Annotated in this window: 30 protein-coding genes and 1 tRNA gene; 22 read left to right on the top strand and 9 right to left on the bottom strand. The window is 70.9% G+C overall.

The window, feature by feature from the left end; all coding sequences use genetic code 11:
* The first annotated feature begins 16 nt into the window (after positions 1 to 16).
* Positions 17 to 89, top strand: a tRNA-Thr gene (locus B042_RS0101080).
* 85 nt (positions 90 to 174) lie between these two features.
* On the opposite strand, the gene B042_RS0101075 is transcribed toward B042_RS0101080, so the two are convergent.
* The 6 genes from B042_RS0101075 to B042_RS0101050 form a co-directional block, all read right to left on the bottom strand.
* Positions 175 to 1,194, bottom strand: coding sequence for a site-specific integrase (locus tag B042_RS0101075; protein ID WP_231493663.1), 1,020 nt, complete (start codon positions 1,192 to 1,194; stop codon positions 175 to 177).
* 207 nt (positions 1,195 to 1,401) lie between these two features.
* Positions 1,402 to 1,602 (bottom strand): helix-turn-helix domain-containing protein, encoded by a 201-nt coding sequence (locus tag B042_RS0101070; RefSeq protein WP_028646665.1) that lies wholly within the window; start codon positions 1,600 to 1,602, stop codon positions 1,402 to 1,404.
* Positions 1,603 to 1,695: 93 nt separating this feature from the next.
* Positions 1,696 to 3,129 (bottom strand): DUF3631 domain-containing protein, encoded by a 1,434-nt coding sequence (locus tag B042_RS21570; protein ID WP_081748532.1) that lies wholly within the window; start codon positions 3,127 to 3,129, stop codon positions 1,696 to 1,698.
* Entirely contained in the window at positions 3,126 to 3,377 is a 252-nt protein-coding gene (locus B042_RS0101060; protein ID WP_028646664.1) for a DUF2742 domain-containing protein, read from the bottom strand. The genes B042_RS21570 and B042_RS0101060 overlap by 4 nt, the downstream gene beginning before the upstream one ends.
* Positions 3,378 to 3,469: 92 nt before the next feature.
* Complete coding sequence (locus B042_RS24190) at positions 3,470 to 4,021, bottom strand: NUDIX hydrolase (protein ID WP_028646663.1); 552 nt, start codon at positions 4,019 to 4,021, stop codon at positions 3,470 to 3,472.
* A 101-nt stretch (positions 4,022 to 4,122) separates the two neighbouring features.
* On the bottom strand, positions 4,123 to 4,785 hold the full coding sequence (locus tag B042_RS0101050) for a hypothetical protein (RefSeq protein ID WP_028646662.1): 663 nt from the start codon (positions 4,783 to 4,785) through the stop codon (positions 4,123 to 4,125).
* A gap of 202 nt (positions 4,786 to 4,987) precedes the next feature.
* On the opposite strand from B042_RS0101050, the gene B042_RS0101045 reads away from it, so the two are divergent.
* Both B042_RS0101045 and B042_RS25485 read left to right on the top strand, forming a co-directional pair.
* The gene (locus B042_RS0101045; protein ID WP_081748531.1) at positions 4,988 to 5,737 is read left to right on the top strand and encodes a GntR family transcriptional regulator; all 750 of its coding nucleotides are present in this window, start codon (positions 4,988 to 4,990) and stop codon (positions 5,735 to 5,737) included.
* A 1,320-nt stretch (positions 5,738 to 7,057) separates the two neighbouring features.
* Entirely contained in the window at positions 7,058 to 7,423 is a 366-nt protein-coding gene (locus tag B042_RS25485) for a hypothetical protein (protein ID WP_036553587.1), read from the top strand.
* A 16-nt stretch (positions 7,424 to 7,439) separates the two neighbouring features.
* Here B042_RS25485 and B042_RS0101035 read toward each other — a convergent pair whose 3' ends face one another.
* Complete coding sequence (locus B042_RS0101035) at positions 7,440 to 8,273, bottom strand: exonuclease domain-containing protein (RefSeq protein ID WP_028646659.1); 834 nt, start codon at positions 8,271 to 8,273, stop codon at positions 7,440 to 7,442.
* 161 nt (positions 8,274 to 8,434) lie between these two features.
* Between B042_RS0101035 and B042_RS21560 the strand changes: the two genes are divergently transcribed.
* Together B042_RS21560 and B042_RS0101025 are read left to right on the top strand one after the other, a co-directional pair.
* On the top strand, positions 8,435 to 8,701 hold the full coding sequence (locus tag B042_RS21560; RefSeq protein WP_051415376.1) for a hypothetical protein: 267 nt from the start codon (positions 8,435 to 8,437) through the stop codon (positions 8,699 to 8,701).
* Positions 8,702 to 8,749: 48 nt separating this feature from the next.
* A complete protein-coding gene (locus B042_RS0101025; protein WP_028646658.1) occupies positions 8,750 to 9,127 on the top strand; it encodes a hypothetical protein in 378 nt (125 codons plus the stop codon).
* Positions 9,128 to 9,134: 7 nt separating this feature from the next.
* Here the strand turns inward: B042_RS0101025 and B042_RS0101020 are convergent, their stop codons facing one another.
* Positions 9,135 to 9,665, bottom strand: a complete 531-nt coding sequence (locus B042_RS0101020; protein WP_028646657.1) for a hypothetical protein — start codon at positions 9,663 to 9,665, stop codon at positions 9,135 to 9,137.
* A 497-nt stretch (positions 9,666 to 10,162) separates the two neighbouring features.
* Between B042_RS0101020 and B042_RS0101015 the strand changes: the two genes are divergently transcribed.
* Both B042_RS0101015 and B042_RS0101010 read left to right on the top strand, forming a co-directional pair.
* Positions 10,163 to 10,390, top strand: coding sequence for a hypothetical protein (locus tag B042_RS0101015; protein ID WP_028646656.1), 228 nt, complete (start codon positions 10,163 to 10,165; stop codon positions 10,388 to 10,390).
* Between the two features lie 73 nt (positions 10,391 to 10,463).
* Positions 10,464 to 11,036 (top strand): hypothetical protein, encoded by a 573-nt coding sequence (locus B042_RS0101010; protein ID WP_028646655.1) that lies wholly within the window; start codon positions 10,464 to 10,466, stop codon positions 11,034 to 11,036.
* 480 nt (positions 11,037 to 11,516) lie between these two features.
* Here B042_RS0101010 and B042_RS0101005 read toward each other — a convergent pair whose 3' ends face one another.
* The gene (locus B042_RS0101005) at positions 11,517 to 12,044 is read right to left on the bottom strand and encodes an inorganic diphosphatase (protein ID WP_197024147.1); all 528 of its coding nucleotides are present in this window, start codon (positions 12,042 to 12,044) and stop codon (positions 11,517 to 11,519) included.
* A gap of 76 nt (positions 12,045 to 12,120) precedes the next feature.
* Between B042_RS0101005 and dacB the strand changes: the two genes are divergently transcribed.
* From dacB to B042_RS0100930, 15 genes are all read left to right on the top strand, one after another.
* A complete protein-coding gene (gene dacB, locus B042_RS0101000) occupies positions 12,121 to 13,491 on the top strand; it encodes a D-alanyl-D-alanine carboxypeptidase/D-alanyl-D-alanine-endopeptidase (RefSeq protein WP_081748529.1) in 1,371 nt (456 codons plus the stop codon).
* A 101-nt stretch (positions 13,492 to 13,592) separates the two neighbouring features.
* Positions 13,593 to 14,669 carry a zinc-dependent metalloprotease gene (locus tag B042_RS0100995; RefSeq protein ID WP_028646652.1) on the top strand — a complete coding sequence of 359 codons (1,077 nt, stop codon included), beginning with the start codon at positions 13,593 to 13,595 and terminating at the stop codon, positions 14,667 to 14,669.
* The gene (gene tilS / locus B042_RS0100990; protein ID WP_028646651.1) at positions 14,666 to 15,664 is read left to right on the top strand and encodes a tRNA lysidine(34) synthetase TilS; all 999 of its coding nucleotides are present in this window, start codon (positions 14,666 to 14,668) and stop codon (positions 15,662 to 15,664) included. Before B042_RS0100995 ends, tilS begins: the two co-directional genes overlap by 4 nt.
* Positions 15,665 to 15,754: 90 nt before the next feature.
* On the top strand, positions 15,755 to 16,309 hold the full coding sequence (gene hpt / locus B042_RS0100985; RefSeq protein ID WP_028646650.1) for a hypoxanthine phosphoribosyltransferase: 555 nt from the start codon (positions 15,755 to 15,757) through the stop codon (positions 16,307 to 16,309).
* A gap of 314 nt (positions 16,310 to 16,623) precedes the next feature.
* On the top strand, positions 16,624 to 18,630 hold the full coding sequence (gene ftsH, locus B042_RS0100980; protein WP_028646649.1) for an ATP-dependent zinc metalloprotease FtsH: 2,007 nt from the start codon (positions 16,624 to 16,626) through the stop codon (positions 18,628 to 18,630).
* A complete protein-coding gene (gene folE / locus B042_RS0100975; RefSeq protein ID WP_028646648.1) occupies positions 18,627 to 19,232 on the top strand; it encodes a GTP cyclohydrolase I FolE in 606 nt (201 codons plus the stop codon). The genes ftsH and folE overlap by 4 nt, the downstream gene beginning before the upstream one ends.
* A gap of 131 nt (positions 19,233 to 19,363) precedes the next feature.
* Positions 19,364 to 20,215 (top strand): dihydropteroate synthase, encoded by an 852-nt coding sequence (folP, locus tag B042_RS0100970; protein WP_036553521.1) that lies wholly within the window; start codon positions 19,364 to 19,366, stop codon positions 20,213 to 20,215.
* Positions 20,212 to 20,652 carry a nuclear transport factor 2 family protein gene (locus tag B042_RS0100965; protein ID WP_028646646.1) on the top strand — a complete coding sequence of 147 codons (441 nt, stop codon included), beginning with the start codon at positions 20,212 to 20,214 and terminating at the stop codon, positions 20,650 to 20,652. The genes folP and B042_RS0100965 overlap by 4 nt, the downstream gene beginning before the upstream one ends.
* A complete protein-coding gene (gene folB, locus B042_RS0100960) occupies positions 20,652 to 21,017 on the top strand; it encodes a dihydroneopterin aldolase (protein WP_028646645.1) in 366 nt (121 codons plus the stop codon). Before B042_RS0100965 ends, folB begins: the two co-directional genes overlap by 1 nt.
* Positions 21,014 to 21,556: a 2-amino-4-hydroxy-6-hydroxymethyldihydropteridine diphosphokinase gene (folK, locus tag B042_RS0100955; protein ID WP_028646644.1), complete on the top strand. Its 543-nt coding sequence runs from the start codon at positions 21,014 to 21,016 to the stop codon at positions 21,554 to 21,556. The genes folB and folK overlap by 4 nt, the downstream gene beginning before the upstream one ends.
* On the top strand, positions 21,556 to 22,041 hold the full coding sequence (locus B042_RS0100950) for a DUF3180 domain-containing protein (RefSeq protein ID WP_028646643.1): 486 nt from the start codon (positions 21,556 to 21,558) through the stop codon (positions 22,039 to 22,041). The genes folK and B042_RS0100950 overlap by 1 nt, the downstream gene beginning before the upstream one ends.
* Before the next feature lie 262 nt (positions 22,042 to 22,303).
* Entirely contained in the window at positions 22,304 to 22,750 is a 447-nt protein-coding gene (locus B042_RS0100945; RefSeq protein WP_028646642.1) for a PH domain-containing protein, read from the top strand.
* Positions 22,751 to 22,860: 110 nt separating this feature from the next.
* Positions 22,861 to 24,216, top strand: coding sequence for a PH domain-containing protein (locus tag B042_RS21555; RefSeq protein ID WP_036553520.1), 1,356 nt, complete (start codon positions 22,861 to 22,863; stop codon positions 24,214 to 24,216).
* Positions 24,217 to 24,461: 245 nt separating this feature from the next.
* The gene (locus tag B042_RS0100935) at positions 24,462 to 24,701 is read left to right on the top strand and encodes a hypothetical protein (RefSeq protein WP_028646641.1); all 240 of its coding nucleotides are present in this window, start codon (positions 24,462 to 24,464) and stop codon (positions 24,699 to 24,701) included.
* A gap of 402 nt (positions 24,702 to 25,103) precedes the next feature.
* Entirely contained in the window at positions 25,104 to 25,988 is an 885-nt protein-coding gene (locus tag B042_RS0100930; protein ID WP_028646640.1) for a Rossmann-like and DUF2520 domain-containing protein, read from the top strand.
* Positions 25,989 to 26,054 lie beyond the last annotated feature (66 nt).

The raw sequence follows: 26,054 nt of genomic DNA, 5'->3' as shown, positions 1-26,054 counted from the left end.
TGACACGCGGCGCGGTGCCGCCTTAGCTCAGTCGGCAGAGCGATTCACTCGTAATGAATAGGTCGTCGGTTCGATTCCGACAGGCGGCTCCCTTCTGACCAGCACGAACGCCGCCCCCGACGGGGGCGGCGTTTCGCTTTGGGCCGGTCGGGTGACCAATTGGGTTACCAATGCCTATTCGGCGAACAGGTCTCCCATGATGTCGGCCCCCTCCATGATCACCGGGTGCAACTCCTTGCGGTAGACGAGCTCGGTCGTGTTCGTGCTGCTGTGGCCGACCAGGCGTGCGATGTCCTCCAGGTGCGCGCCGTTGGCGGACATGAGCGACACGAAGCTGTGGCGCAGTTCCCGGGGCGTCCACGACCCCTCGACCTTGGCGGCCCGCACGATGGCTTGGAAGTCGCGCCGCACGTTGTTCACGTCCAACGCCGCCCCGGTTCGGGTGCGGAAGACGAGATCGGTGTCGGGCCAGTCCTTCCCGGCTTCCTTCCGTTCGGTCTCCTGCGTTTCCCTATGGGCCTTGAGCGCGGCTACGACGGGAGCCGGAAGAGCGAGCGTGCGGCGGCTCTTCTTCGTCTTGGTGTCCCCGTCCTTGCGGACGGAGCGCCAGACCGCCACGTGCGGCGGGGTGCCCTCGGGAGGGTCGAGGTGGACGTGCGGCCACGTGAGTTCCCGCGCTTCCTCGGTACGCACGCCGGTCAGCAGCGACACCATGACGTAGGCGTACAGGCGCCGTGACCGGGCAACCGCCAAGACCGCCTTGGCCTGTTCCAGGTTCAGGGCCTTGCTGGGGCGCCCGGCGCGGCCCTCGGGCGGGTCCACCAGTTCGGCGACGTTGCGCAGCACCCTGTTGCGGCGCTGGGCATGCCTGATCGCCCGGCGCAGCAGGTCCAAGCACTGTTTGAGGGTGGAGGTGGCCAGATGTTCGGCCCGTTCGTCCAACCAGTCGTCTACGTCGTCGGCGGTCAGTTCCCGCAGCTTGGCCTTACCGAGATGGGGGATGACGTTGTTCGCGGCCAGAGACCGGTATTTGGTCACCGTCGCTGCGCTGCGGCCCTTCAGGCCGCGCTTGAGCCAGTCGTTGACGGCGTCAGCGACCGTGTAGCCGGGGGACGGCCTGATGCCGGTCTCGTGTTCCTCCCGCAGCTCTCGCAGAGCCTCACGGACTTCTTCCTTGGTCTGGCCATAGACCACAGGGCGGCGTCGCTTGCCTGAGGGGGTGAAGCCGAGAGAGATCGATCCCCGAAAGAGCCCTTTGTCTTCATTCCAGCCGATCGTTCCCTGGCCGTAGTGACCCTTGGGCTTCTTTGGCCTGGGTTCCTTGCTCCCCATGTGCTGTTTTGCTCCTGTTCTGTATCAGAGGGTGGGGGTGGCCGCCCCGCTGGGGCGGCCACGGGGAGGTCAGGCGGCGTTGGCCTCGGTCTTGAGCAGGTCGACGTAGGCGTCGATGGCGTCGGCAGTCACCCGCCGGTTCTTGCCGCTGCCGACTGTGGCGAGACGACCGGTGCGGATCTCAGCGAAGAGCCGGGTCCGGCCCATCGACAGGACGTGCGCGGTCTCACTCAAGGTCAGGAGTCGCTTCGGGAGCTCGTGAACGGTCATGATGGACGTACTCCTTCTTCTTTGGGTTGGAGTGCGGTCCCGGGGATCTGCTGGCAGGCGGCCCCGGGGCCGTTTCTTCTCTCGGTGGGTGGGTCAGGCCGTGGTGCGCAGGCTGGTCGCGCACGGGGTGCACATGTCGGGGTAGTCGCTGGCCTCGAACCGGCGGAAGCGGTCACCGCAGGACCAGCACGCGCCGGACTCCACCGCCACGGGTCCGGCTTCCGGCAGGTCCGCCACATCCGCCACAGCCGACACGCCCCAGGTCAGGGGCGTGTTCTGTGTGGCGGACAGCGCGGGTGTGGCGGATCGGTCCGCCACAGGGACCCCCTCGGAGCCCGCTCCCTGGCTAGCCATGGGCGGGGACTCCGCAGGGGCCGGGTTGTCGTCCGGCGGCGGGAGGTAGCGCGACCAGGCGTCGGCCAGGTCCGCGGCGTGGTAGCCCTTGGGGGTGGAGCCGTCGGGCATGCGCACCGTCCGCGATTTGATCGCTTCGCCGTGGGCGGTGGTGTAGTCCTTCAGCAGACGGGACAGGCCCCGGGAGTCGAGCCCCTTGCCGCCGAGTTCGGCCCAGGGGGCATCCTCCAGATCGGCCAGCGCGCCCAGGAGGGCCTGGGTGGGCAGCTTGTCGGCGCCCTGGTGGCGGAAGACGGCGCGGGTGTCGGCCAGCAGCCGCACCCCCAGCGACACCCGCCTCGGATCGGCGCTGGCGGCCACCAGCTCCACGCACGCGCTGCGGGCCTTGCCGGGCCAGGGGCCGCCCGCGGCGTCGGCGACCATCAGCAGCGGTTCCCACACGTCGGCGGGCCGGTCGCTGACGCCTTCGGGCATGGCGGGGAACCTCTCCCGGACGCTGTCGGCCACGGCGCTGGCCCAGGCGGTGAGACGCTCGCGCAGGGCGTGGCCTTGGGGCTCGTTGAGGCGTGCCCGGTAGGGTTCGACCCTCTCGTGGGGGGCGCGTCGGCGCATGCGCACGATGACCGAGCGGGTCAGGACGGTGTCGGGTAGTTCGCCCAGGCCGCCCAGGCCGATGGCGGCGTAGGAGGGGAAGGCCGCCACGGTCTGGGAGGAGCCGTCGCCCACGCACCGGTAGGAGACGCCGGAGCGGCGGTGTCCGGCGTTGATCAGGCCGCGCAGTTCCTCGTTGTCCTTGGCTTTGGGGCCGAAGACGGTGTCGATCTCGTCGAAGAGGACGGTGGGTTTGCGTTCGGTGTCGGCGATGGCGCGGAACAGCGCGGCGGGGGTGGCGTTGACCGCCAGCATGGGGTTGGGCACCAGGGTTTCCAGGATCTCCAGGGCGCGGGTCTTTCCGGAGCCGGGTTCGGGTGAGAGGAAGGCCAGGCGGGGTGTGGAGTCGAAGGCGTCCATCATGTGGGTGTGGGCGGCCCACAGGGCGGTGGCGGTGGCGGCGGCGTCGGCGGGGAAGACCACGAAGCGGCGCAGGAACGCCTCGACTTCGTCGAGGAGGGCGGGTCCGTGGTCGAGGTGGTCCATGCCGCTGTGCCATCCCTCGGTGGGTGTGTGGGTCATCGGTTTTGTCCTCCGCGCTCGGAGCCGGTGGGGCGCTGGTCCTTCTCGGGGAGGGGGTCGGTGCCCCAGGCCCAGGCTTCGGCGGCCAGCACCACGGCGGCGATCTTGGCGGGGTGGGCCTCTGGGAGGGCGCACCAGGCGGGGGTGCCGTAGGCGGGCGGCGGGGTGGTGGTGTTGCCGCGGGCGATGAGGCGGCGTGCCCACTCGCGGCGGTAGGAGCGCACGTGTGGGCGTGAGGTCTCGGGCATGGGCGGTGTCCTTCCTCGGGCGGTGCGAGGGGCGTCGGGTGTGTGCGCCCGGCGGGCGGGCGGACGGTGTGCCGGGGTGGGCGGTGTGCAGGTCACCGGGCGGGCGGCCGGTGGGCGCCTTGGGCGGTGCCCTGGTGGCGGGGCCGGTGCAGGCGCATGTGTGTGCCGAACGGGGCGCGCGCGTCCAGGAGGCGTTGGGCCAGGGGCGGGCGGCCGGTGGGCGCCTGGTCGGCGTCGTCGGCGCGCAGGAGTTCCAGTGCTTCGGGGATGGGCACCCACAGGGCGCCGTGGCGGGCGGGCCGGTCGCTGGCGGGGGCGGCGATCCAGGTCAGGTTCAGGTGCAGCGGAGCGAGGGCCTTGTAGGCGCCGGTGACGCGGTCGGGCTCCACTGCGAGGGCGGCGCGTTCGCGTACGCACCGCACGGCCGCTTGGCGGACGCTTTCGCCCTGGTGGAGGGTGCCGGTGGGCAGGGTCCATTCCGGGGCCTGCCAGGGGTCGCGCACCAGCAGCACGCGGCCTTCGTCGTTGAGGGTGACGGTGGTGATGCTGACCCGGTCGCGGGGCGCGGTGAACCAGTGGGGCTGTGCGGTGGCGGGCGGGGGTTCGGCGGCCGGGAGCGTGTGCGCGGCGCTGGTGTGGGGCATGATGGGAGTCCTCCCGTTTCGGAGCGTGCTTCGCGGACGGTTGAGGGACCCCGGCACAGCGGCAGTTCTTGGTCGGATTCGGCGCTGTGTCGGGGGCGGGTTCAGGCCAGGGCCAGCGCGATGGAGGACTCGCGGATGAGGTCGCGGTCGAAGGCGCGGGCCAGCAGCACCGCCTGACGGGTGCGCATCCGGTAGACCCTTCCCCGTACGGGGTCGGGTGTGCCTGCGGGGTAGCGGCCCGCCAACCGGTCGTGGACGGCCGTGAACTCTTTGCGCAGGGGCACACGCAGCTCTACCGGGGGGCCGTCGCAGACGGCGTGGCGGGCCTGGGACTCGGCGGTGTTGATGCGGCGCTTGCCGCCGTAGCGGCGGGCCAGCGCCCGGCCCCGGGGGGTCTTCCAGCCCTCGGAGAGGTTGAGGGAGTGGCACAGGTTGGCGTCCTGCCACAGCGCGACTTCCCCGCCCGAGCGCGCGACCCCCTGAGCGATCCAGGCGTTGAGAACGCGCACGCCCTGCTCTGTCAGTCGGGGCGGGACGACGGGGCCGCCGGGGCGGGTGGGCAGGATCGGCGGGAGGAGCTTGCCCAGGGCGGCGGTGCGCTCGGTCTGCGAGGCGGGCATGTCCGACAGGGCCAGCGCCAGGGCCTGTTCCATGTTGGACAGCTCACTGACCCAGGCGTGGGGGTCGGGGGTGTGGTCGTCGTGGTGCTGGCGGGGGCGGGGGATGGTGGTCGTGGTGGTGGGGCGGTCAGCGAGCAGCGGCATCTTCAGCGTCTCCCAGCGTCCAGGTGTGTTCGAGCGCGTCCAAGTACCAGTATTCATATATGAGGCTCATATTCAACCCTTGATCTACAAGTTTCCCGCGAGTAGCATCAAAGGTGCAGGTCAAGCCATTGACTGGCGTCGAGTCCACTAAGGGCGTAGGCTTGTCTCAGCTTGAATATGACCGATATACGAGGATTGGAGCTTGAAGTTGAGTCCTCGCGTTCAGAGGCCGTTGCCTCCGTACCAGCAGATTGCTGACCACTACCGTGACCTGATCACCCAGGGCACCCTCAAGGAGGGTGACCGGCTGCCCACCGTGGCCGAGATCGCCGACGAATGGGGCGTCTCCCCGGGCACCGCCCACAGAGGCATGCAGCAGCTACGGGGTGAGAAGCTGGTTGCCACCAATCAGCAGGGCACCACGGTGCAAACGTTCCGGCAGGCCACTCCCGCGCCGATCGACCGAGTGCACCGAGCATCCGCCGCAACCCATGACCGCATCGAGGTCCGCGAGGCCGGGACTGTCACCGCACGTGCCTACGTCGGGGACGTCCTCGGCATCAACGCGGACGCGGGCAACATCAAGGTGGTTCGGCGGGAGTCCGTGACCTACCGGGACGGCACACCGCGCATCCTGGCTGTGTCATGGCTTCCTCTGCACTTCGCCCAGGAGGTGCCCGAGCTGACCGGCTTGGAGCCCATTCCAAGCCTGGTCTCCCTCATCCACGAGAAGGGGGCTCGTACCGCCACACATGGACGCGACTGGGTGACCGCCCGTCGCGCCGATGAGCGGGAAGCTGAAGCACTGGGTATCGCTGTCGGCGACCCTGTTCTTGCGGGCACGTCGGTATGGTCCGACGAGGAGGGACCCATCGAGTACCGGGAGTACGTTTCCCCCGCTGACCACGTCATCACCCATGAGTACACGGTGAACCTGTCCTCCACACAGTAGGAGTGGCACCACTGAAGCCCCGGCGCGCGCCGGGGCTTCAGTGCTTCCCTGTCTCGTGCTGTGTGGCGGCATCTATCCGCCACACGCCACAGATCCGCCACATAAAACAGGCCCCTGACCTGGGGCGTGTCGGCTGTGGCGGATGTGGCGGACCTGTCGGAAGCCGGGGCGGTGGCGGGTTCGTGGGGGGCACGCCATCTCCGGCCGGGCGGGGGACCCCTGGGACAGAGCCCTGTCCCAGCCCTGGGACGTCCCAGCGGTGACCCAGCACCGTCCCACACCGTTGGGACGCCTTCTGGCCTGCATGTCCCAGGATGGGACAGGACACCCTTTGCCTCCTCGCTAGAAGGGGTACACGCGGAGGAACGGACCCCCTTCACGGTTCCTGGGACATCCTCGCCGGACAGCGCGGGCAAGGGGCGAACAGAGGCACACAGGAACTGAAGGGCTCGGGGTGCCGAGACCAGGCGGGCGAAGACTGTTACAGACCCCCGTCTCAAGGCCGTTACAAGACCTGTAACGGGTTCTGTCACCAGGCCCTGTAACAGGACTCGTGACGGACCTGTGACAGCGGCTCGTAACGGCACCTGAACAGCCGTAACGCCCGTTCGTAACGGATACTTGAGAACACCCCCTAGTGCCGCCTTGGAGCCGTGTCACGGCCCCGTGGGGAGGGGTAGGCCGGTCTGGTGTCACGGGGTACGTGTCAGCAGGTCAGTCGCGTCACGGGCGGTTGACACGACGCTGTCACGAACCCCGTGACAGTGACTCGTGACAGGTGCTGTCGCAACGCTCGTGACAGCACCGTGACGGGTTCCGTGACACGCACTACCCCCTATGGCTAGCCATGGGGGTTCGACGGCTCGTATGCCTCATCAGGGTGACCAAACGGGTGACCAATCCTGGTGAACTTTGGCGGACTCACGAGAACCCAGAGGGACCGTTTGGGCAGGTCAGCGAGGGTGTTCGGCCTGGTCTCCGCGTGCCCGAAAGCCCTCGTAATGAATAGGTCATCGGTTCGATTCCGATAGGCGGCTCCCTTCTGACCAGCACGAACGCCGCCCCCGTCGGGGGCGGCGTTTCGCTTTGGGCCGGTCGGGTGGCCATTTGAGGGCCAGTGGTCCGTGCCGAGCCGTTGAAGCGTTGACCCTGTTCCCAGCGCGGGTCTCGGGTGGGTGAGCCATGCGCTGGGAGCAGGATTGAACCCGAGTGCTGACGCCGGGCCCGGGGAACCGGCGTGTCGCCGCCGGTCAATGGATGCTTACTGTACGTTCTGTGGATGAGTGTCTCTTATGGGTGGAATGCGGGTAGATGTGCGCCATGAGCTTAGTGTTCATGGTGTTTCTACTGGTAGCCGCTGTCCTCGCGATCGGGGGAGGCTCCTACGCGGTGCGACGCGTCGTCGCCTCGCTGGAGGAGCGCCTCGGGCCGGAACCGGCGGCCCCGCCCGCCGACGTGGCGGACACCCCTCCCCGGGAGGTGGGCGGCTATGTGGCCGCCCAGAGCCGGGCGGAGGAGCTGCCGCCGTCCCTGCGGACACGGGTGCGGGCCCTCCTCGCCCTGGGGCGGACCGAGGAGGCGGTCCGCCTCGTAGGCGAGTACACGGCCGACGACGAGGAGACCGCACGTGGGATCGTCGCCGACCTCGACACGGGCCGGGGGCCGGGGCGGATCCTGGAGCCGTAGGGCCCGTCCGGCACCGCTAGGGCCACGTGCCATCCACCACGGTGCCGTGGTCGGGCTTGGTCCGGTCCAGCCACTCCTGGCGGCCGCGCGCGTACTCCAGCGCCCACGCCACCTGCTTCCTGTGCAGTTCGGCCAGTTCCAGTGCCGCCACCGCCGGGTGCCGGGCACCGATCTCCTCCGCCACGGCCAGTGCCGCGGAGGCGTCCGCCGTGGCCGTGTGGGCCTTGGTCAGGGTCACCCCGTAGTACTCGCTCATCGCACCCAGGTTGCGCCTGCCCTTCCGGTAGGGCTCGACGCCGCGGTCGATCACCAGGGGGTCCACGACCGGTGCCACCTCGCCCCCGAGCCGGTCCTCCAGCGAGGCGAGCCCGTGCCGTTCCAGTTCCAGGGCGAGCACCTTCAGATCGTAGGGGGCGTTGAACACGACTAGGCCCCGTGCGGCCCTCAGGTGCGCGGTGAGGGCCTCGGCGATCTCCTCCAGGCACTTGGCGGCGGGGCGCCCCTCGGCACGCGCCCGCTCGGTGCTGATGCCGTGGACGGCCACCGCGTCGGCGGGTATCTCGCGCGGTCCGGGGTCCACGAGCCAGGTACGTCGGTCCCCGTCGCGGTCCACGAGCGCCGCCGAGACGAGGAAGGCGGTGCGGGGGTCGCGCGCGGAGGTCTCGGAGTCGAACCCGAGCAGGGCGGTGGTGTGCCACCCCGCGTGCGCCGCGCGCGGGGGCGGCACGGGGCGGGGTTCGTGCTCGGCGCAGTAGGTGCGCCAGCGCCCGGTCTCCTTGAGGACGACGCCCTCGCCGGCGTCGACACGGACCGAACAGGTGGTGCAGGTGCCGGGGTAGCGGTTGCGCATGGATTCCCTCTCCGCACGGATTCGCGGTGCCGCGGTGTACGGCGGTGATCGTGGATCATCGTAAGTCGGGGTGGGGACAGAGCAGAGGCGAACGGCTCGGAACGTGCGGGTCCTGTGGGGCGGGTGTGTGCGTCCGCCCGGTTGTGGGGTAGAGAAGGGGCATGAGTCTGGAAGAGGCATCACGCCAGTTGGAAGCAGCGATCCACGACGCGCGCGTCGCCTTCGACTGCATCCTCCTGGAGGAACTGGACCGGGCGCACACGAACGCCATCACCGCCCGGGCCGCGGTCGACGCCGCCGAGCAGGCGATCAGGGTCGCGTTGGAGAAGCAGGAGGCGGCCAAGGCCGGGGACTCCGAGGAGGACGAAGGGGTCGACGGCTCCGCGGGGAGCACGGATAAGGCCGAGGAGGTGGAGTCGGCGGACTGACCCCCAGGGGTATCGAACTTATTTTCGAACAACGGGTATGCTGAACGCATGCCCGATCAGTCGCTGAGGCCGGACTGGCCCACGGGTGTGCACCCACCCGGGGCGGACTCCTTCGAACAGACGGCGCTGGTGTGGTTGTTCGACCACGTACCGGCCGACTACCGACTGCACGGGGTGCTGCGGCGCCATCCCGTGGCGCTCTCCCGGCTCGCCCACCAGTACGTGTCCGCCGCGCTGGAGGCGGCCAGGGAGGGGTACCGCACCGCCCGGGTGGACCTGCGCGAGTACCTGCCGCCGCACGCCCTCGACCAGGTGATGAACGCCTACCGCGACGAAGGGCGGCGTATGGCCGCGCTCCTGCGCTCCGTCGAGGCGGTGGACGCCGAACTGCGTGCCGCCGCGGACCGCGGGGGCGGCGGTGGGTGAGTACCGGTCAGGCGGTCACCCGGACCACCACGGCGACCTCGCCGCCGGTGTTGACCAGGTGCTGGCGTCCCCGCGCCGCGGATCCCACGACACGCGCCCGGCCCCGGGCGAGTTCGGCCGCCGACAGGATGGACCCGTCCGCCCCGGAGGCGACCAGGTGCGCCCGGCCACCGGCCAGGAGCAGCACCTCCAGAGCGGGCCCATGGCCGGGGCGCCCCTCAGGCTCGGGAACGAAGCTGTTCGGTTCGAGTGCCACCACGCTCACCCGGATCCGCCCGGCCGCGTGGCGCCGTGCGGTGCGGGGCGCGGGCTGCCAGCGTCCCCGCCGGGACGGCCGCAGCGCGGGGCGGCCCAGGGCCTGGGCGGCACCGCGGGCGGCGGCCACCAGGCGACCGACGGTGGGCAGAGGACGCTGCGCCAGGTGGGCGTAGCCGGAGCGGCGTCCGGCGTCGACCACGTCACCGATCCCTTCCAGGGAGACCTGCTCGGTACGGGCGGGGGCAGCGGGAAGCACGGAGGTGGAGGCCTGGTGCGGCATTGTGGAAGGATCCTTCGCGTGGGCGCGTCCGGGGGCCTCGGACGCGCGACTGTCGTCGACGGCCCCGCTCGGGCGGGGCGATGGCGGTCAGGCGTCTCGACGCGCGAAGGCGGAGACGGCCGGTTCCGCAGGAGGGGCGGGCACCGCGCGGGGCGCGGGCGAAAGCCTCAGCGGCGACAGCGACAACACGGACACGTCGGGAACGCCTGGTGGCGGGAGGCCTCGAAGGCCGTGCGAGCCGTGGCGGACGACGTGTGCGGATGCATGCCCCCAAGGAGACCAGCAGAGCGCGGGAGGCGTCAAGCGATCATGGATATTCGGGCGTGTCGCTCACGCCACTCCGAGTGCGCCCGCCTCCTGTTGCGAGCGGCGCCACGGGGTGGTGACATGTGGGAACCGTGAACGGTGTGGGAGCGGTACCGACACGGGAAGTCCCCCGTCCCCCAGCCGCAGTGATCAGGAGAGGCCGCGATGGCGCCCGGCTCCAGAGGCCTTCGTTGACCCCGGAAACCCCGGGGCTGTGGGCGCGCGTGTTCGTACGCGCGCTCGTCGTCGTGGCCGCCGGGGTGATGGCGCTCGGCTTCCTCGGGCCGGGGGAGGGGCTGCTCATCGCGGGCCTCACCACACTCACGTACGTACTGATGTGGCTGCGTGGCCGGACCCCGGGCGTGCCCGAGCCGCGGCGGGCGCCCGAGCCGGGAGGCGGGGAACCCGGGGCCGGGTGAGCACCTTCCGGGGTGGTCGGTCTTTCGGCAAAGGCCGGAGGGCTCCACCGGCCGCGGCGTAGATTCTAGGTCTATGACGGACCGGGACCTCCTCCGCGCCCTGCGCTCCAGCCGTACGTCCGCCGGGGACGCCTACACGTACTTGCTCGACGCCTACGGGGAGGAGCTGTACCGGAGCTGTATCCTGGCCCTGCGTGACCGGGACGCCGCGCACGTGGCCCTCAGGGACACGCTGATCGTCGCCCGTGCGCACATCCGGCACGTGCCGGACGCCTGTCACCTTCGGGAGTGGCTGCACGTGCTGGCCGAGGCCGAGTGCGCTCGGCGCGCGGTCCGGGGAAGCGGTTCAGGACCGCAGTGGCGGATGCCGGAGCACGTCGAGTTCGTGCGGTCCAGGGTGATCGACGGCATGGCCGGCCCCGGCCTCGACGCCTACCGGGCGCACGTGAGCGCCCGCGCCGACCACTTCGGCCGGGACGGCTTCCCGCTCCCGGCAGCGGCCCGCCCGCTGGCCAGGGGACTGGTCGCTCTTCTGCCCGTCCTCGCGGTCCTGCTGTGCCTGCTCCTGGCGGTCCTCGTGGCGGACTGCCTTCTGGGCGGCGGCTGGGGCACGGCGCGGGGACCGGCGGTCGACGCCGTGCGCTGACTCTGGGTGCCCCCGCCCCGCCCGTCGCCCGCCACCGCCCTCAACGGACGCCTGCGGCGCAGTCCTGATTCGTGTGCAAGCGGTTCCAGCCCGCCCCTCTGAAGGACTCCTGGACCGGCCAAAGACGGAGCGGTTTCGCGGTGGCCACGTGGGCACCGGGCGACCCCTGAGCGGTTCCGGCCCGACGGGGCCTCACGAAAGACCGGTGGTGCCCGGCGCGGGCGTCGGGACCGGGGAGAGGGGCACGCTCAGGCTCAGCGAACCCTGTTCAACCGGATGACGGGGCAGCTTCTCCACTGCACTGCAAACGGGTCAGGTCTTCGGCGAGCAACGTGCGTTCGCCCCCTTCCCAGAGGCCGAGGTCTCCGGTGGCGGCTTGACAACTAAGCCCCTTGAGATGTCTTTCGGGCGCTCGCGGCAGGTACGGACACGACGACGGCCCGGATTTCCCAGGGCCGTCGTCGAGCGGTGCGCCGACCCCTACTGGGAGTCGCCGGTGGTGATGTGGGAGGCGTCGCCGTGGCCGCCCTTCTCCTCGGCGCGCTTGATCGAGGCGATGATCTCCTGCTCCGCCTCGTGGCGCCCGGCCCAGTTGGCGCCCTCGACGGACTTGCCGGGCTCCAGGTCCTTGTAGACCGTGAAGAAGTGCTCGATCTCCAGGCGCTCGAACTCGTTCACGTGGTGAATGTCACGCAGGTGCTCCTGGCGCGGGTCCGTCGCCGGGACGCACAGCAGCTTGTCGTCACCGCCCGCCTCGTCGCGCATCCGGAACATGCCGACGGCACGGCAGCGGATCAGGCAGCCCGGGAAGGTCGGGGCCTTGAGCAGCACGAGGGCGTCGAGCGGGTCGCCGTCCTCGCCGAGGGTGCCCTCGATGAAGCCGTAGTCCGTGGGATAGGTGGTGGAGGTGAACAGCATGCGGTCGAGACGGATACGACCTGTCTCGTGGTCCACCTCGTACTTGTTGCGCTCCCCTTTGGGGATCTCGATGGTGACGTCGAATTCCATGCTGATCTCGGCTCCCATTGCGACTAATGTCGCCATATAACTACTACGTCTGACCGCGACACCGAAGGAAGGGCAGGTGCCCCGGGTGCGACGGATACGAGGCGAGGCCTACTGCGCTCTGGCCCTGCTGAACGTGTTCGTGCTGGTGGCCGGTCTGGTCGCCCTCGATGTGATCGAGGCGCGACCGGCCCCGGCCGAGCCCAGTCCGGTCACGAACGCCGAGGGTGCGGCGGTGGCCGTCCCCGCGGCTTCGGCCCCGGCCGATCCGGCCAGGGTCGCGGACGCCCTCGATGATCCCATGTCCACCTCCGGGCTCGCGGAGGGCCTCTCCGGTTTCGTGGTCGACGCGGCGAGCGGAGAGACCCTCTTCGAACTGGCTCCCGACACACCGGTCACGCCGGCATCGACGACGAAGATCGCCACGGCGGTCACGGTCCTCACCGCGGTCGGCCCCGATCACGTGCTTGAGACCGAGGTGTTCCTCGATGCCGGGCTCGGCCGCGTGGTGCTGCGCGGCGCGGGTGACGCGACACTGACCGTGTCCGCTGATTCCGCAGCCTACCCGCAGGTAGCGACGCTGGAGTCGCTCGCGGCCCGCACCGCGCGGGTCCTGGCCGACCACGGACTGGACACGGTGTCCGTCGGCTACGACGACACGCTCTTCACCGGACCCGACACGGCACCGGGGTGGAAGCCCAACTACGTCACCGAGGGCAGCACCGCCACCGTCCACGCGCTGATGATCGACTCCGGCCGCTACTCCCCCGAGGCGCGCGGCTACGGTTCGCGCGTTCCGGACCCGCCCCTGTTCGCGGCCCAGGCCTTCGCTGAGCAGTTGGAGGAGGCCGGGGCGGCCGTCGAGGGCGCCCCCGCCCCAGCCGAGGCCACCGGGGAACCCGTGGCCGTCGGGGAGTCCCCGCCGGTGTCCGCGCTCGTGGAGCACATGCTGCTGGCCAGCGACAACAACATGGCCGAGGCGCTCGGCCGGATCGCCGCACTGGGGACCGGGCAGGAGGCCTCCTTCGCCGGTGCAGCGGAGGCGACCCACCGTGTGATGGAGGACCTGGGCGTCAACGGTGTCCGGCTCTCCGACAACAGCGGGCTCAGTACCGAGAACCTCATCTCCCCCCGGGCACTGGTGAAGCTGCTCAGGGCCGCCTCGGCCCCGGAGAACGAGCACCTGAGCGCGGCCGTGTCGGGCCTGCCCACCGCGCACTCCACGGGAACCCTGGCGGGCCGCTACTCGGCGTACTCCACCTCCCACGACGCCGCCGGCCTGGTGCGCGGCAAGACCGGCACCCTGAGCGGGGTGAGCACCCTCGCAGGGACGGTCCGCGACCAGGAGGGGAACACGTTCCTCTTCGCTTTCATGGCCAACACGCCCTCCGCCTCCGGCCCCCGGTTGGACACCCTCGCAGCCGAGCTGAGCCGCTGCGGCTGCTCCTGAGAACCCCGGGACGGCATGGGGGACCTCCCGGGTCCTTCCCCGAATTCGTCCGCCGATCCCCGTGCCGTCCGGTGCCCCGTGGGTAGGCTGGCCGTGTGACTGTGATCGACTGGGACGTAGCCGTCAGCACCGGTGTCCGCCTCGTGCGGCCCGGACCCCAGGTGGACCTGCGCGACGCGCGGGAAGCCGTGGTGCAGTTGCGCGACCTCTCCGGCGCGGCCGCCGGGCACGTGCGTGACTTCACCGGGATGAATCCCCTCGAACCGGCCGGTCCGGCGGTTGTCGTCGACCGGCCCGGATGGATCCGGGCCAACGTCGACGGCTTCCGGACGGTGATCGAACCCGTCTTGGAGCAGATGGCCTCGGAGCGCCTCGGCAACGCCCCCGTGGCCGACCTCTCCGCCATCGGCTCCCGGATCACCGGTGTGCAGCTGGGTGCGGTCCTGGCCTACCTCGCCGGGAAGGTCCTCGGGCAGTACGAACTCTTCCTGCCCCCGGACCCGGACGGCAGGACCCCCACCGGGCGGCTCACCCTGGTGGCGCCCAACATCGTCGCCGCCGAACGCGAGATGGACGTCGACCCCCGTGACTTCCGCCTGTGGGTGTGCCTGCACGAGGAGACCCACCGCATGCAGTTCACGGCCACGCCGTGGCTGCGCGCCCACGTGCAGGACCTGATGCGCGAACTGCTGCTGTCGTCGGAGATGGATGCCTCCGACCTCATCGCCCGCCTGCGTGCCGCGGGCGAGGCCGTCGCCGACGCCGTGCGCGGTGGCGACTCCAATCTTCTCACCGCCTTCCAGAGCCCCGAGCAGAGCGAGATCATGGACCGCGTCACCGCGGTCATGAGCTTGGCCGAGGGGCACGGCGATTTCGTCATGGACGCCGTCGGCCCCGACGTCGTGCCGAGCGTGGAGCGCATCCGCGCCCGTTTCCAGAAACGGCGTGAGGCGGCCAACCCGCTGGACCGGATCATGCGCCAGCTCTTGGGCATGGACATGAAGATGCGCCAGTACGAGGAGGGCGCCGCGTTCGTCTCCGCGGTGGTCGCCCAGGTCGGCATGCCCGCGTTCAACAAGGTGTGGACCTCGCCGGAGACGCTGCCCACCCTGGCCGAGATCCGCGACCCCAACGCCTGGATCGAGCGGGTCGTGCGCCCCGCCGCCATCACCGAGTGAGCGGACCGCCTCCCGAGGTGGCCGCGGTGCGCTCGGCGGTCCGGCGGGCGCTGGGCACCCTGCCCGAGGACGCCACCGTGCTGGTGGCGTGCAGCGGCGGTGCCGACTCCCTGGCCCTGGCAGGGGCGGTGGCCTTCGAAGCGCCGCGTCTGGGCCTGGCGGCCGGGGCGGTCACCGTGGACCACGGGCTCCAGGAGGGGTCGGCGGAGCGGGCCGAGGCCGTGGCGGGCGTGCTGCGCGGTCTGGGCCTGGCGCCCGTCGCGGTCCGCCGGGTGGAGGTCGCCGGGCACGGCGGCCCCGAGGCGGCGGCGCGGCGGGCACGCTACGGGGCTCTCGACGCCGTCGCCGCCGACCACGGCGTCGTGCTGCTCGGCCACACGCTCGACGACCAGGCCGAGACCGTCCTACTCGGGCTCGCACGCGGTTCGGGTGCCCGTTCCCTGTCCGGAATGGCCGCGCGGACCGGGCGCTACCTGCGCCCCCTCCTCGAACTGGAGCGCGCCACCGTGCGCGCCGCCTGTGAGCGCATGGGACTGGACGCCTGGGAGGACCCCCACAACGCCGACCCGCGCTACGCCCGTTCGCGGGTACGCCACGAGGCGCTGCCCACACTGGAGCGCGCACTCGGCCCGGGTATCGCCGCGGCGCTGGCCCGGACGGCGGCCCTGCTCCGCCAGGACGCCGACACACTCGACGCGCTGGCCGCCGCCCTGTACGCCGATGCCGGGGACGCTTCGGAGACACCCGTGGACGGGACGCGGAGCGCCGGCCCGGTGCTCCGGGTGGAGCCGCTCGACGGGGCCCCCGCCTCCCTGCGCACCCGGGTCCTGCGCCGTGCCGCACTGGAGGCGGGCTGCCCGCCCAGCGCGCTCACCGCCCGGCACGTACGCGAGGTCGAACGGCTGGTCACCGAGTGGCGTGGCCAGTCCCACATCGATCTCCCGGGCGGGGTGCGGGCTCGCCGCGCGGACAAGCGTGTGCGCTTCGAGCGGTGACCCAAGCGGTTTCCTCGCTGTTCGCGGCCGACTCCGGCACGTCTATCCTGGGTGCCGCACACGGGGAACCCAGCAGCGAGGACAGTGAGCGTGGACGCTAACGACATGGGCAGCGATCTCGAGAAGATCCTGGTCACCGAGGAAGAGATCAAGACGCGCCTCGCGGAACTGGGGGAGCGGATCGACGCAGACTACGAGGGCAGGGACCTGCTCATCGTCGGTGTGCTCAAGGGGGCGGTCATGGTGATGGCCGACCTGGCGCGGGTCCTGCACAGACCGGTCTCCATGGACTGGATGGCGGTCTCCTCCTACGGTGCCGGGACCACCTCGTCGGGGGTGGTGCGCATCCTCAAGGACCTGGAGACCGACATCAAGGACCGCGACGTCCTGATCGTCGAGGACGTCATCGACTCCGGCCTCACCCTGTCGTGGCTGGTGGGCAACCTCAAGTCCCGCGGTCCCCGTTCGGTGGAGATCTGCACGATGGTCCGCAAACCGCTGGCCTTCGAGGTCGACCTCGACGTCAGGTACATCGGGTTCGACCTGCCCAACGAGTTCATCATCGGCTACGGGCTGGACTACGCGGAGAAGTACCGGAACCTGCCGTTCATCGGCACCCTCGCCCCGCACGTCTACAAGGACTGAGCGTGTTCTGTCGCCCCCCGTTCCGCCTCGGCCCGCTCATCGCCCACCACCCTCAAGGGTCGGCCCCCGGCGGCCGTGTGCCCTGTCGGACACGGGGATCCGGGAACAAGGGCCGGGTCTCCGGTCGTTCGTTCTCATGACGGCCCGCCGGTGGTAGGGACCCGAGCGGTGTGCCCGCTCCGGGGAGCGAGGTGTACCGTCGATTATCCCGGCGTGATCGCAGGGAGCACGTGTCCGATTGGTCCTGCTTCGGAAAGTTCTCTGGGGCGGGGCGGCCTGGTCAGGAGGGACGGACCCGTCAGGGTTCCGCTCACATGAATCTGAAGCGTTTTTTCCGAGGCCCCTGGATCTGGATCCTGGCTGTCACCCTCATGCTCATCATCGGCTTCAGGGTGTTCGACATCGGTGGGGGGCCGCAACCCGAGCCGACCGACATCTCGACCGTGTACCAGCACATCGAGCGGGACGAGGTCGAGAGCGCGGAGATCATCGACAACGACCAGCGGATCCTCGTGACCACGACTGACGGGGACATCCTGGAGGCCTACTGGGTCGAGAACCAGGGCATGCAGCTCGCCGACCTGCTTCAGGAGCAGGCCGACGCCGAGGACGGCAACCTGGAGTCCTACAAGGTCTCGGTCGCCACCACACCCGTGTGGGCCTCCGCACTCTTCAGCTTCCTGCCGCTCATCCTCATCATCGCCATCTTCTGGTTCATCTTCAGCCAGATGCAGGGCGGCGGCTCGCGTGTGATGAACTTCGGCAAGTCCAAGGCCAAGCTCATCACCAAGGACACACCGAAGAACACCTTCACCGACGTCGCCGGAGCGGACGAGGCGATCGAGGAGCTCCACGAGATCAAGGAGTTCCTGGAGAACCCGGCCAAGTTCCAGGCCATGGGCGCGAAGATCCCCAAGGGCGTACTGCTCATGGGCCCGCCCGGAACCGGTAAGACCCTGCTGGCGCGCGCCGTCGCGGGTGAGGCCGGGGTGCCGTTCTACTCCATCTCCGGCTCCGACTTCGTCGAGATGTTCGTCGGCGTGGGCGCCTCCCGAGTGCGCGACCTCTTCGAACAGGCCAAGGCGAACGCCCCCGCGATCATCTTCATCGACGAGATCGACGCGGTGGGACGCCACCGCGGCGCCGGCATGGGCGGCGGCCACGACGAGCGCGAGCAGACCCTCAACCAGATGCTGGTCGAGATGGACGGCTTCGACGTCAAGGGCGGCGTGATCCTCATCGCCGCCACCAACCGCCCCGACATCCTCGACCCCGCGCTGCTGCGCCCGGGCCGCTTCGACCGTCAGGTCGTCGTCGACCGTCCCGACATGGACGGCCGCCGCGACATCCTCAAGGTCCACGCCAAGGGCAAACCGATGGCCGAGGACGTCGACTTCAACGTCATCGCCCGCCAGACCGCCGGGATGACCGGTGCCGACCTGGCCAACGTCATCAACGAGGGTGCGTTGCTGTCGGCCCGCGCCGACGACAAGGTCATCACCCACGCCACCCTGGAGGAGGCGATCGAGCGGGTCATGGCCGGCCCGGAGCGCAAGACCCGGGTGATGTCCGACGAGGAGAAGAAGGTCATCGCCTACCACGAGGGCGGCCACGCCCTGGTGGGCCACGCCCTGCCCAACGCCGACCCCGTCCACAAGATCACGATCCTGCCGCGCGGCCGTGCGCTCGGCTACACCATGTCGGTGCCCACCGAGGACAAGTTCCTCACCTCCCGGTCGCAGATGATGGACCAGCTCGCCATGATGCTCGGCGGGCGCGCCGCCGAGGAGCTGGTCTTCCACGAGCCCACCACGGGGGCCGGCAACGACATCGACAAGGCCACCAGTCTGGCCCGCAACATGGTCACCGAGTACGGCATGAGCGAGCGCCTGGGCGCACGCAAGTTCGGCTCCGCCAGCACCGAGCCCTTCCTGGGCCGCGAGATGGCACACGCCCGCGAGTACTCCGAGGAGATCGCCTCCGTCATCGACGAGGAGGTGCGGCGCCTCATCGAGTCCGCGCACGACGAGGCCTACGACGTCCTCGTCGAGTACCGGGACGTCCTCGACGACCTGGTCGTGGCCCTGCTGGAGAAGGAGACGCTCACCAAGGACCAGGTACTGGAGATCTTCGCCCCGGTCCGCACGCGGCCCTCACGCGGCTCCTACACCGGCTACGGCAAGCGCAGGCCCTCTGAGCGGCCCCCGGTGCTCTCCAAGAAGGAGCGCGCCGAGGCCGACGGCTCGGAGGCCGAGGCGGGGCACGCCAACGGACGGCTGCCGGAGACCGCCTCCACACGCGGAGAGGGTGATGAGGGTTGAGCGAGACCTCGGAGCAGGAAAGACCTCCCAGGACCATCGACCGCCTGCGCATCGAGCGCGCCGTGCGCGAGATCCTCATCGCCATCGGAGAGGACCCGGACCGGGACGGGCTCCGCAAGACCCCGGAGCGGGTCGCCCGGGCCTACGAGGAGCAGTTCTCCGGACTGGGACAGAAACCCGGCGACGCGCTCACCACGGTGTTCGAGGCCGAGCACGAGGAGATGGTCTTGGTCAAGGACATCGAGCTGTACTCCACCTGTGAGCACCACCTGGTCCCGTTCTACGGTGTGGCCCACGTGGGCTACATTCCCGGTGCCGACGGCCGGATCACCGGGCTCAGCAAACTCGCCCGGCTCGTGGACGTGTACGCGCGCCGCCCGCAGGTCCAGGAACGCCTCACCGGCCAGGTGTCCGACGCCATCATGGACCACCTCCAGCCGCGCGGCGTCATCGTGGTGGTGGAGGCCGAGCACCTGTGCATGACCATGCGCGGGGTCCGCAAACCCGGCGCCAAGACGGTGACCTCCGCGGTGCGCGGGATCTTCCGCAGCAGCGACCGCACGCGCGCCGAGGCGATGAGCCTGATCCTCGACCGCCGCTGAGCCCGCTCCCGCATCCTGGCGGCCCCCGGGGCGTCGGCGTGTCCGGGGCCGGGCGGCCGGGACATAGGGTGATCCGTATGGGGCCGAAACAGACAGTTCCGGGCTTGCCCGACCGAGGGCGGTGTCTGGTCATGGGGGTCGTCAACGTCACACCGGACTCCTTCTCGGACGGTGGCGCTTGGTTCGATACCGAGCGCGCCGTCCGGCACGGGCTGGACCTGGTGCGCGAGGGCGCCGACATCGTTGACGTCGGCGGGGAGTCGACGAGGCCCGGGGCCCAGCGGGTCTCCGCGGAGGAGGAACTGCGCAGGGTCGAACCGGTCGTGCGCGAACTCGCCGCACACGGCGTCGCGGTCAGCGTGGACACCATGCGGGCCGAGGTCGCCGAGCGCGCGGTCGACGCGGGGGCGGTACTGGTCAACGACGTCAGTGGCGGACTCGCCGACCCGGAGATGGCCCGACTCGTGGCCTCTTCCGGTGTCGCCTACGTGTTGATGCACTGGCGTGGGCATAGTCATGACATGCAGAGCCGTGCCGTGTACACGGATGTCGTCCAGGAGGTCCTCGATGAGCTCCGCGACCGTATGGAGGCCATGATCAGTGCAGGTGTCGACCCGGGCCAGATCGTCCTGGACCCGGGGCTGGGATTCTCGAAGGTCCCCGAACATGGGCACAACTGGGCGCTGCTCCAGGAGCTCGCCCGGTTCCACGGACTGGGCCGCCCGGTGCTCGTGGCGGGGTCCCGCAAGCGTTTCCTGAGCCGACTGCTCGGCGGAGCCGAAGGGGACCGGCCCTTCACCGACTGCGACGCCGCGACCGCAGCCGTCACCACCCTGGCCGCACACCAGGGCGCATGGGCCGTGCGCGTCCACGACGTGCGCCCCAACGCCGACGCGGTGCGCGTGGCCGCCGCCTGGTCCGCCGGGGGGCGGGGCCTCGACGCGGCGGGACGAGCCGAGCCGTTGGAGCGGGGCCGCCCGTGAAGTCCCGCCAGGAGGTCATGGAGCGCGTCGCCGAGTCGAACGCGCAGTTCTACAGTGCCATCGAGAACGGCGACATCGATCTGATGCAGAGTGTGTGGGCCGACGAGCACGAGGCCCCGGACCTGGTGTGCGTGAACCCCGGCTGGCCCCTGTTGCGGGGGCGTGCCGAGATCATGCGGGCCTGGTCGCTGGTCATGGCCAACGTCACCTACATCCAGTACGTGCTGACCGAGACCCACATCGGGGTCGGCGGCGACATCGCCATGGTGACGTGCGAGGAGAACGTCCTGACGGCGGAGGACGACAGCACCGGGTTCGTCGCCGGCGGGAAGGTGGTCACCACCAACCTCTTCGTCGACACCGAAGCGGGGTGGCGGCTGTGGTCGCACCACGCCTCGCCGGTGCTCATGGACGACGAGGGCGAGGACGGGGACTGATGCCCGACCGCATCGCGCTCCGGGGCCTGCGGGCCCGCGGCCACCACGGGGTGTTCGACTTCGAGCGCAGGGAGGGGCAGGACTTCGTGGTCGACGCGGTGCTGCGCGTGGACACCGCGCCTGCCGCGGCCAGCGACGACGTCGGCGACACCGTCCACTACGGTGAGCTGGCCGAGGGCCTCGTGGCGATCGTGGAGGGGGAGCCGGTGCACCTCATCGAGACCCTCGCCGAACGTCTAGCGGCCGTCTGCACGGCCCATCCGCTGGTTGAGGGGGTGGAGCTGACGGTGCACAAGCCCTCAGCCCCCATCCCCCACGAGTTCGCGGACGTGTCGGTGACCGTGCTGCGGGGGGACCGGCCGTGACGGCCGTCCGCGCGGTCCTGTCCCTGGGCTCCAATCTGGGCGACCGCCGGTCCGCCCTCCAAGGTGCCGTGGACGTGCTGCTGGAGGGCGGGGGAGCACCGGTGCCGGTCGCCGTGTCCCCGGTCTACGAGACGGCCCCCGTGGGCGGGCCCGAGCAGGGGGCGTTCCTCAACGCGGTGCTGGTCGTGGACGCAGTCGGCGGAGCACGGGCGCTACTACGGCGCGCGCAGGCCGCCGAACGGGCCTTGGAACGGGTCCGCGGGGTCCGGTGGGGGCCGCGCACCCTCGACGTGGATGTCATCGCGTTCGGGGACGAGCGGGACGACGACCCGGAACTCACCCTCCCGCACCCGCGTGCCCACCTCCGGGCGTTCGTGCTGAGGCCGTGGCTGGACGCCGACCCCGACGCGGTGCTGCCCGGCCGGGGCCCGGTCGCTGACCTGCTCTTTGCCGTATGGTCGGCGGACACCTCGGGGGAACAGGAACTGCACCTCCGCGACGACCTGGAACTGCGGCTTCCGGAGGGGACGGGACACTGATGTCGGAGGAGGACGAGGGGCGGCTCCGCCCGACCGGGTGGCGGCTCCCCCTGGCCCTGGCCGTCTGCGGAGCGGTAGGGGGCTGGCTCGTCACCGACGCTCTCAGGGTGCTGCCGCCGCTGCCGTGGACGGCCATCCCCACGCTGACGCTGCTGGCGCTGGCGGAGGCGTTCACGGCCAGGCGTACCCGCAGGCGCATTCGCAGGGAACCCGGGACCGAACCGGTGCCCCCGATCAGCGCGGCGCGCCTGGTCGCGCTGGCCAAGGCCAGTGCCCTGTTCTCGGCGCTGGCGGCGGGCTTCTTCCTGGGCATGGCGCTGGAGGTCTCCCCGATGCTGGAGCTTCCCGGCCACCGCGAGGTGTTCCTGACGGCCCTGGGGACGTCGGTCTCCGCCGTGCTGCTGCTCGGCGCGGCGCTCTGGCTGGAGTTCGCGTGCCGGGTGCCCGATGACGGCCGCGGGGAGGACCCGCCGGGAGCGCTCTGAGGGTGGTGACGGGTGGTTGGCTGGAGCCGTCGGCTCTCGTGTGAGGGTGGTGGAGGGTGACGGGTGGTTGGCTGGAGCCGTCGGCTCTCGTGTGAGGGTGGTGGAGGGTGACGGGCGGGCCGAGGCGCTCCGGCCGACCCCCGCCCGACAATGGTTGACTGGGTCCGTGGAGACCAGTGACGCTACCCCGAACCCGGAGGCCCCCGGCCCCCGACCGCTCACCGCGGCGTTCGGCCCGCCAGAGGGCACCGAGTGGCAGCGGGTGTCCCCCGCCCTGGCCTTGTACCGCAGGCTGGTCCTGGCCGCGCTGTGCCTGGTCGGTGGAGGCGTCGTCGCAGTGCTGGCCTACGCCTGGGCCGGTCCGGTGTGGGCCGCCGCGTCGGGCGCCGTGGCGTTGTCGGCGCTCGTGTGCGGATGGTTCCTCGCCGGGCGCTTCCAGCGGTCGTGGGGGTACGCCGAGGCACCGGAGGAGCTCTACGCCACCTACGGGGTGCTCGTCCGGCAGATGGTGGTGGTCCCCTACGGCCGGATGCAGGTGGTGGACGTCACCTCGGATCTGCTGGAGCAGGCCCTGGGCCTGGCCACCGTCCGGGTGCGCACGGCCGCGAGCACGGCCGACACCCGTCTGGTCGGGCTCGGACTGGAGGAGGCGGCCCGGTTGCGCGACCGCCTCGCGGCACGCAGTGAGAGCTTCTCGACGGGGTTGTAGTGAACGGACCGATCCGGCCTTCTGGCCCCTTCCAGCCGCCGCACCCGCCGGGGTGGGGCCGCCCGCCCGTGCCGCCGCCCCCGGGCACCGTGCCCGGAGGGCCGGGGGCGGTGCCGTACGCGGGTCCGCGCCCGCAGCCCGTGCGGCGCCCCCGCCCGGAGGACGACGTCACCGCGGGCGTGTTCCGGTCCCACTGGTCGATCGTCCCGGCCCGGGTGGCCGTGGTGACCCTGGTGTTCGTGGCGCTCGGCGGTCCGATTCTGCTGACCTTCGGTGTGTCGTGGGTCCTGCTGCTGGTGATCGCGGTCGTCTCCGGCACGTTCGCCTACGCCCTGCCCGCCTGGTGGTACGGCACCTTCGGCCTGCGCGAGGACCATCTGGTGGTCCTCACCGGACTGGTGATGCGCGAGTCGCGCGAGGTGCCGCTGAGCCGGGTCCAGGCTGTCGATGTGGTCCAGCCGCTGCTGATGCAGGTGTTCGGCCTGGCCGAGCTGCGGATCGAACTGGCGGGCGGCGACGGGACCGCGATCCGCCTGAGGTTCCTGAACCGCCGGTTCGCGGAGCGGTTCAGGGCCGCGGCGCTCGCGTACGCGGCCGGGCTGCCCGGGCGTGCGCCGGAGGCCCCCGAGTGGCCGTTCTACCGGTTGCCGTTCCTGCTCCTGCTGGGGGCGCTGACCTTCCGGGTGCCGGTCCTGCTTGCTCTGGTCGTGCTGTTCATGCTGGCCACGGCGGGTGCCGTCTTCTTCGAGCCCGGGGTGGCGGGTGCGATCGTGCCGCTGCTCCTGGGGCTGATCCGCTACTACTGGGGTCCTCTGGTCCGCTATACGGACTACTACGCCTCGCTCTCCTCCGACGGGTTGCGGCTGCGGTACGGCATGTTCCAGCGGCGCATGCAGACGGTGCCTCCGGGGCGCGTGCAGGCGGTCCGGGTCGTGGAACCGCTGCTGTGGCGTGTCCTGGGGGTGGCACGGGTCGAGGCCAACGTGGCGGGGTACGCGGGTGCCCGCCAGGGGGACTCGGCCGCACTGCTGCCGGTGGCGCCGCGGCACAAGGCCTTCGCCCTGGTGGGCGAACTCTTCCCGGACGCTGAACCGGCCCTGGTACCGCTGGACTCCGACCGGCGCTGGGCGCCTCGGTCAGCGGGTGTTGACGCGCGACTGTTCGTCGGCGCGCACGGCCTGTTCTGCAAGGTGACGGAGATCGTTCCTGTGGAGCGTGTGCAGTCCCTGCGTCTGGTGGCGGGGCCGCTGTCGCCGCTCACGGGCCGGGTTTCGTTCGAGGTGGACACGCCTCCGGGACCGGTGCGGGCGCGGACGTGTGGCCGGACGGCGCGTGAGGGGCGCGCTCTGCTGGATTCGCTGGTGGACTTCGGTAGGAGGGCGCGGGTCCCCGAGGCGGGGACCGAGCGGTGGGAGACGCGGTCGACGCTGGGCCCCCGGGGGTGGGGCGGGGACACACCCGAGTGACGATTGTGGCCTTGGTCACATGAGGGTTGGGGGTCTCTCCCCGTTGTCCGTTGCATAACGGATATGTCCGATCACTCTTGGAGATATTTCCAGGTCATGTCCCCGACAATTCTGCGATTCCGGTCTGCGCGAGGCCGTCGAGTATGGCTAAATGGTCTCCGAACACGGCGAGTGTTCACTGACATACACATCGTCAACGATTTGATCCGGTTGGCGCCCCCGCCAGCCGGTGACGGGAGACATTCATGCTGAAGAAGGCCTTCGCCACCGGTGCCGTCGTTGCCGCTGCCGCCGGTGCCCTGCTCACGGGTTCCCCGGCCATGGCCGACGACAACATCCTCACGTCCGGCAACGGTTCCATCCTCGGTGGCAACCAGCTCGTGGCCGACGTGAACATTCCGGTCAACGTCTGCGGCAACGGCATCGCCATCCTTGGTGTGGCTGGCGGTAACTGCGTCGACTCCGGTGCCAAGGTCTTCGAGTAAGGAGCCAAGGCACCGCGGGCCCGCCCGTGGGAGGGGTCCGGCGGGGGAGACGCCCGGCCGATCCGCCCCGAACGGGTCCGCAGCACCAAGCCTGGGGGTGCCGTTCCGCGACCAGCGGAGCGGCACCCTTCCCTGTGTCCGTAAGTGCCTCCGAAACCGAGACCGGAACCCCGACCCCCGTGACCCGGTGTACACGCCCGGGGCGCTTGGGTGGGCAAGCGCCCCGGGGCGCCGTTCCACGGAGCGCCCGCGGGCCCGGAGCCGCGATCGGTACAGGTCACCGCGCGGGCCCGGAGCGGGGCCGACCGGCGGCCCGTCGCACCGGGACGGCTATCGTGTGCTCAGGCGCCACGGAAGGCCGCGGGGCGCCGACGCGGGCGAGAGCACGGAGGGGCACGGCACATGGAGACGACGCAGGGCCGACCGGCGCGGCTTCGGGTCGGTGTCATCGGTCCTGGCCGGGTCGGCTCCGTCCTCGCCCAAGCACTGGGCCGCGCCGGGCACGAGGTCGTCGCCACCACCGCGGTCTCCGACTCCTCCAGGGCCAACGTCGTCTCCCGCTTGCCGACCGCGCGCGTCCTCGAAGCCCCCCAGGTCGTGGCCGCCAGCGACCTCGTTCTCCTGACCGTCCCCGACGACGCGCTGCCCGACCTCGTCGAGGGCCTCGCAGCCACCGGCACCCACCTGCGCGGCACCCTCCTCGTCCACGCCAGCGGCGCCCACGGCCACGGCATCCTCGCCCCCGCCACGCTTGTCGGAGCTCTGCCCCTGGCCCTGCACCCGGCCATGACCTTCACCGGCCGCGACGAGGACATCGAACGCCTCCCGAACTGCGCCTTCGGCGTCACCGCACCCGACCCACTGCGCCCCATCGCCGAGGCCCTCGTCGTGGAGATGGGGGCCGAGCCCGTGTGGATCGCCGAGGACAAGCGCACCCTCTACCACGCGGCCCTGGCCGGAGGCGCCAACCACCTGGTCACCCTCGTCTCCGAGAGCGCCTCCCTGCTCTCCGCCGCCGGGGTGCCCGAACCGGGCCGGATGCTCGCCCCCATGCTCAGCGCCGCCCTTGACAACGCGCTGCGCCTGGGCATCCACGGCCTGAGCGGACCGGTCCTGCGCGGCGACGCCGGAACCGTCGCCGGACACATCGAGCAACTGCGCGAGAACGCCCCGGAGAGCGTCGCCAGCTATGTCGAACTGGCTCGGCTCACCGCGGACCGCGCCCTCAACGCCGGGATGCTCAAACCCGAGGACGCCGCGCGGCTGCTCGACGTCCTCCGGCGCTGAGCACCCGCACGGATCCGAAGGACCGGACGACACGGGTACCGCCCCGCGGACCCCAGGGAGCACCGG

This window comes from Nocardiopsis sp. CNT312 (genome assembly GCF_000515115.1).
Classification (GTDB): domain Bacteria; phylum Actinomycetota; class Actinomycetes; order Streptosporangiales; family Streptosporangiaceae; genus Nocardiopsis.
Note: the sequence above shows the minus strand (reverse complement) of the source record. Positions and strands in the feature narration are given on the sequence as shown.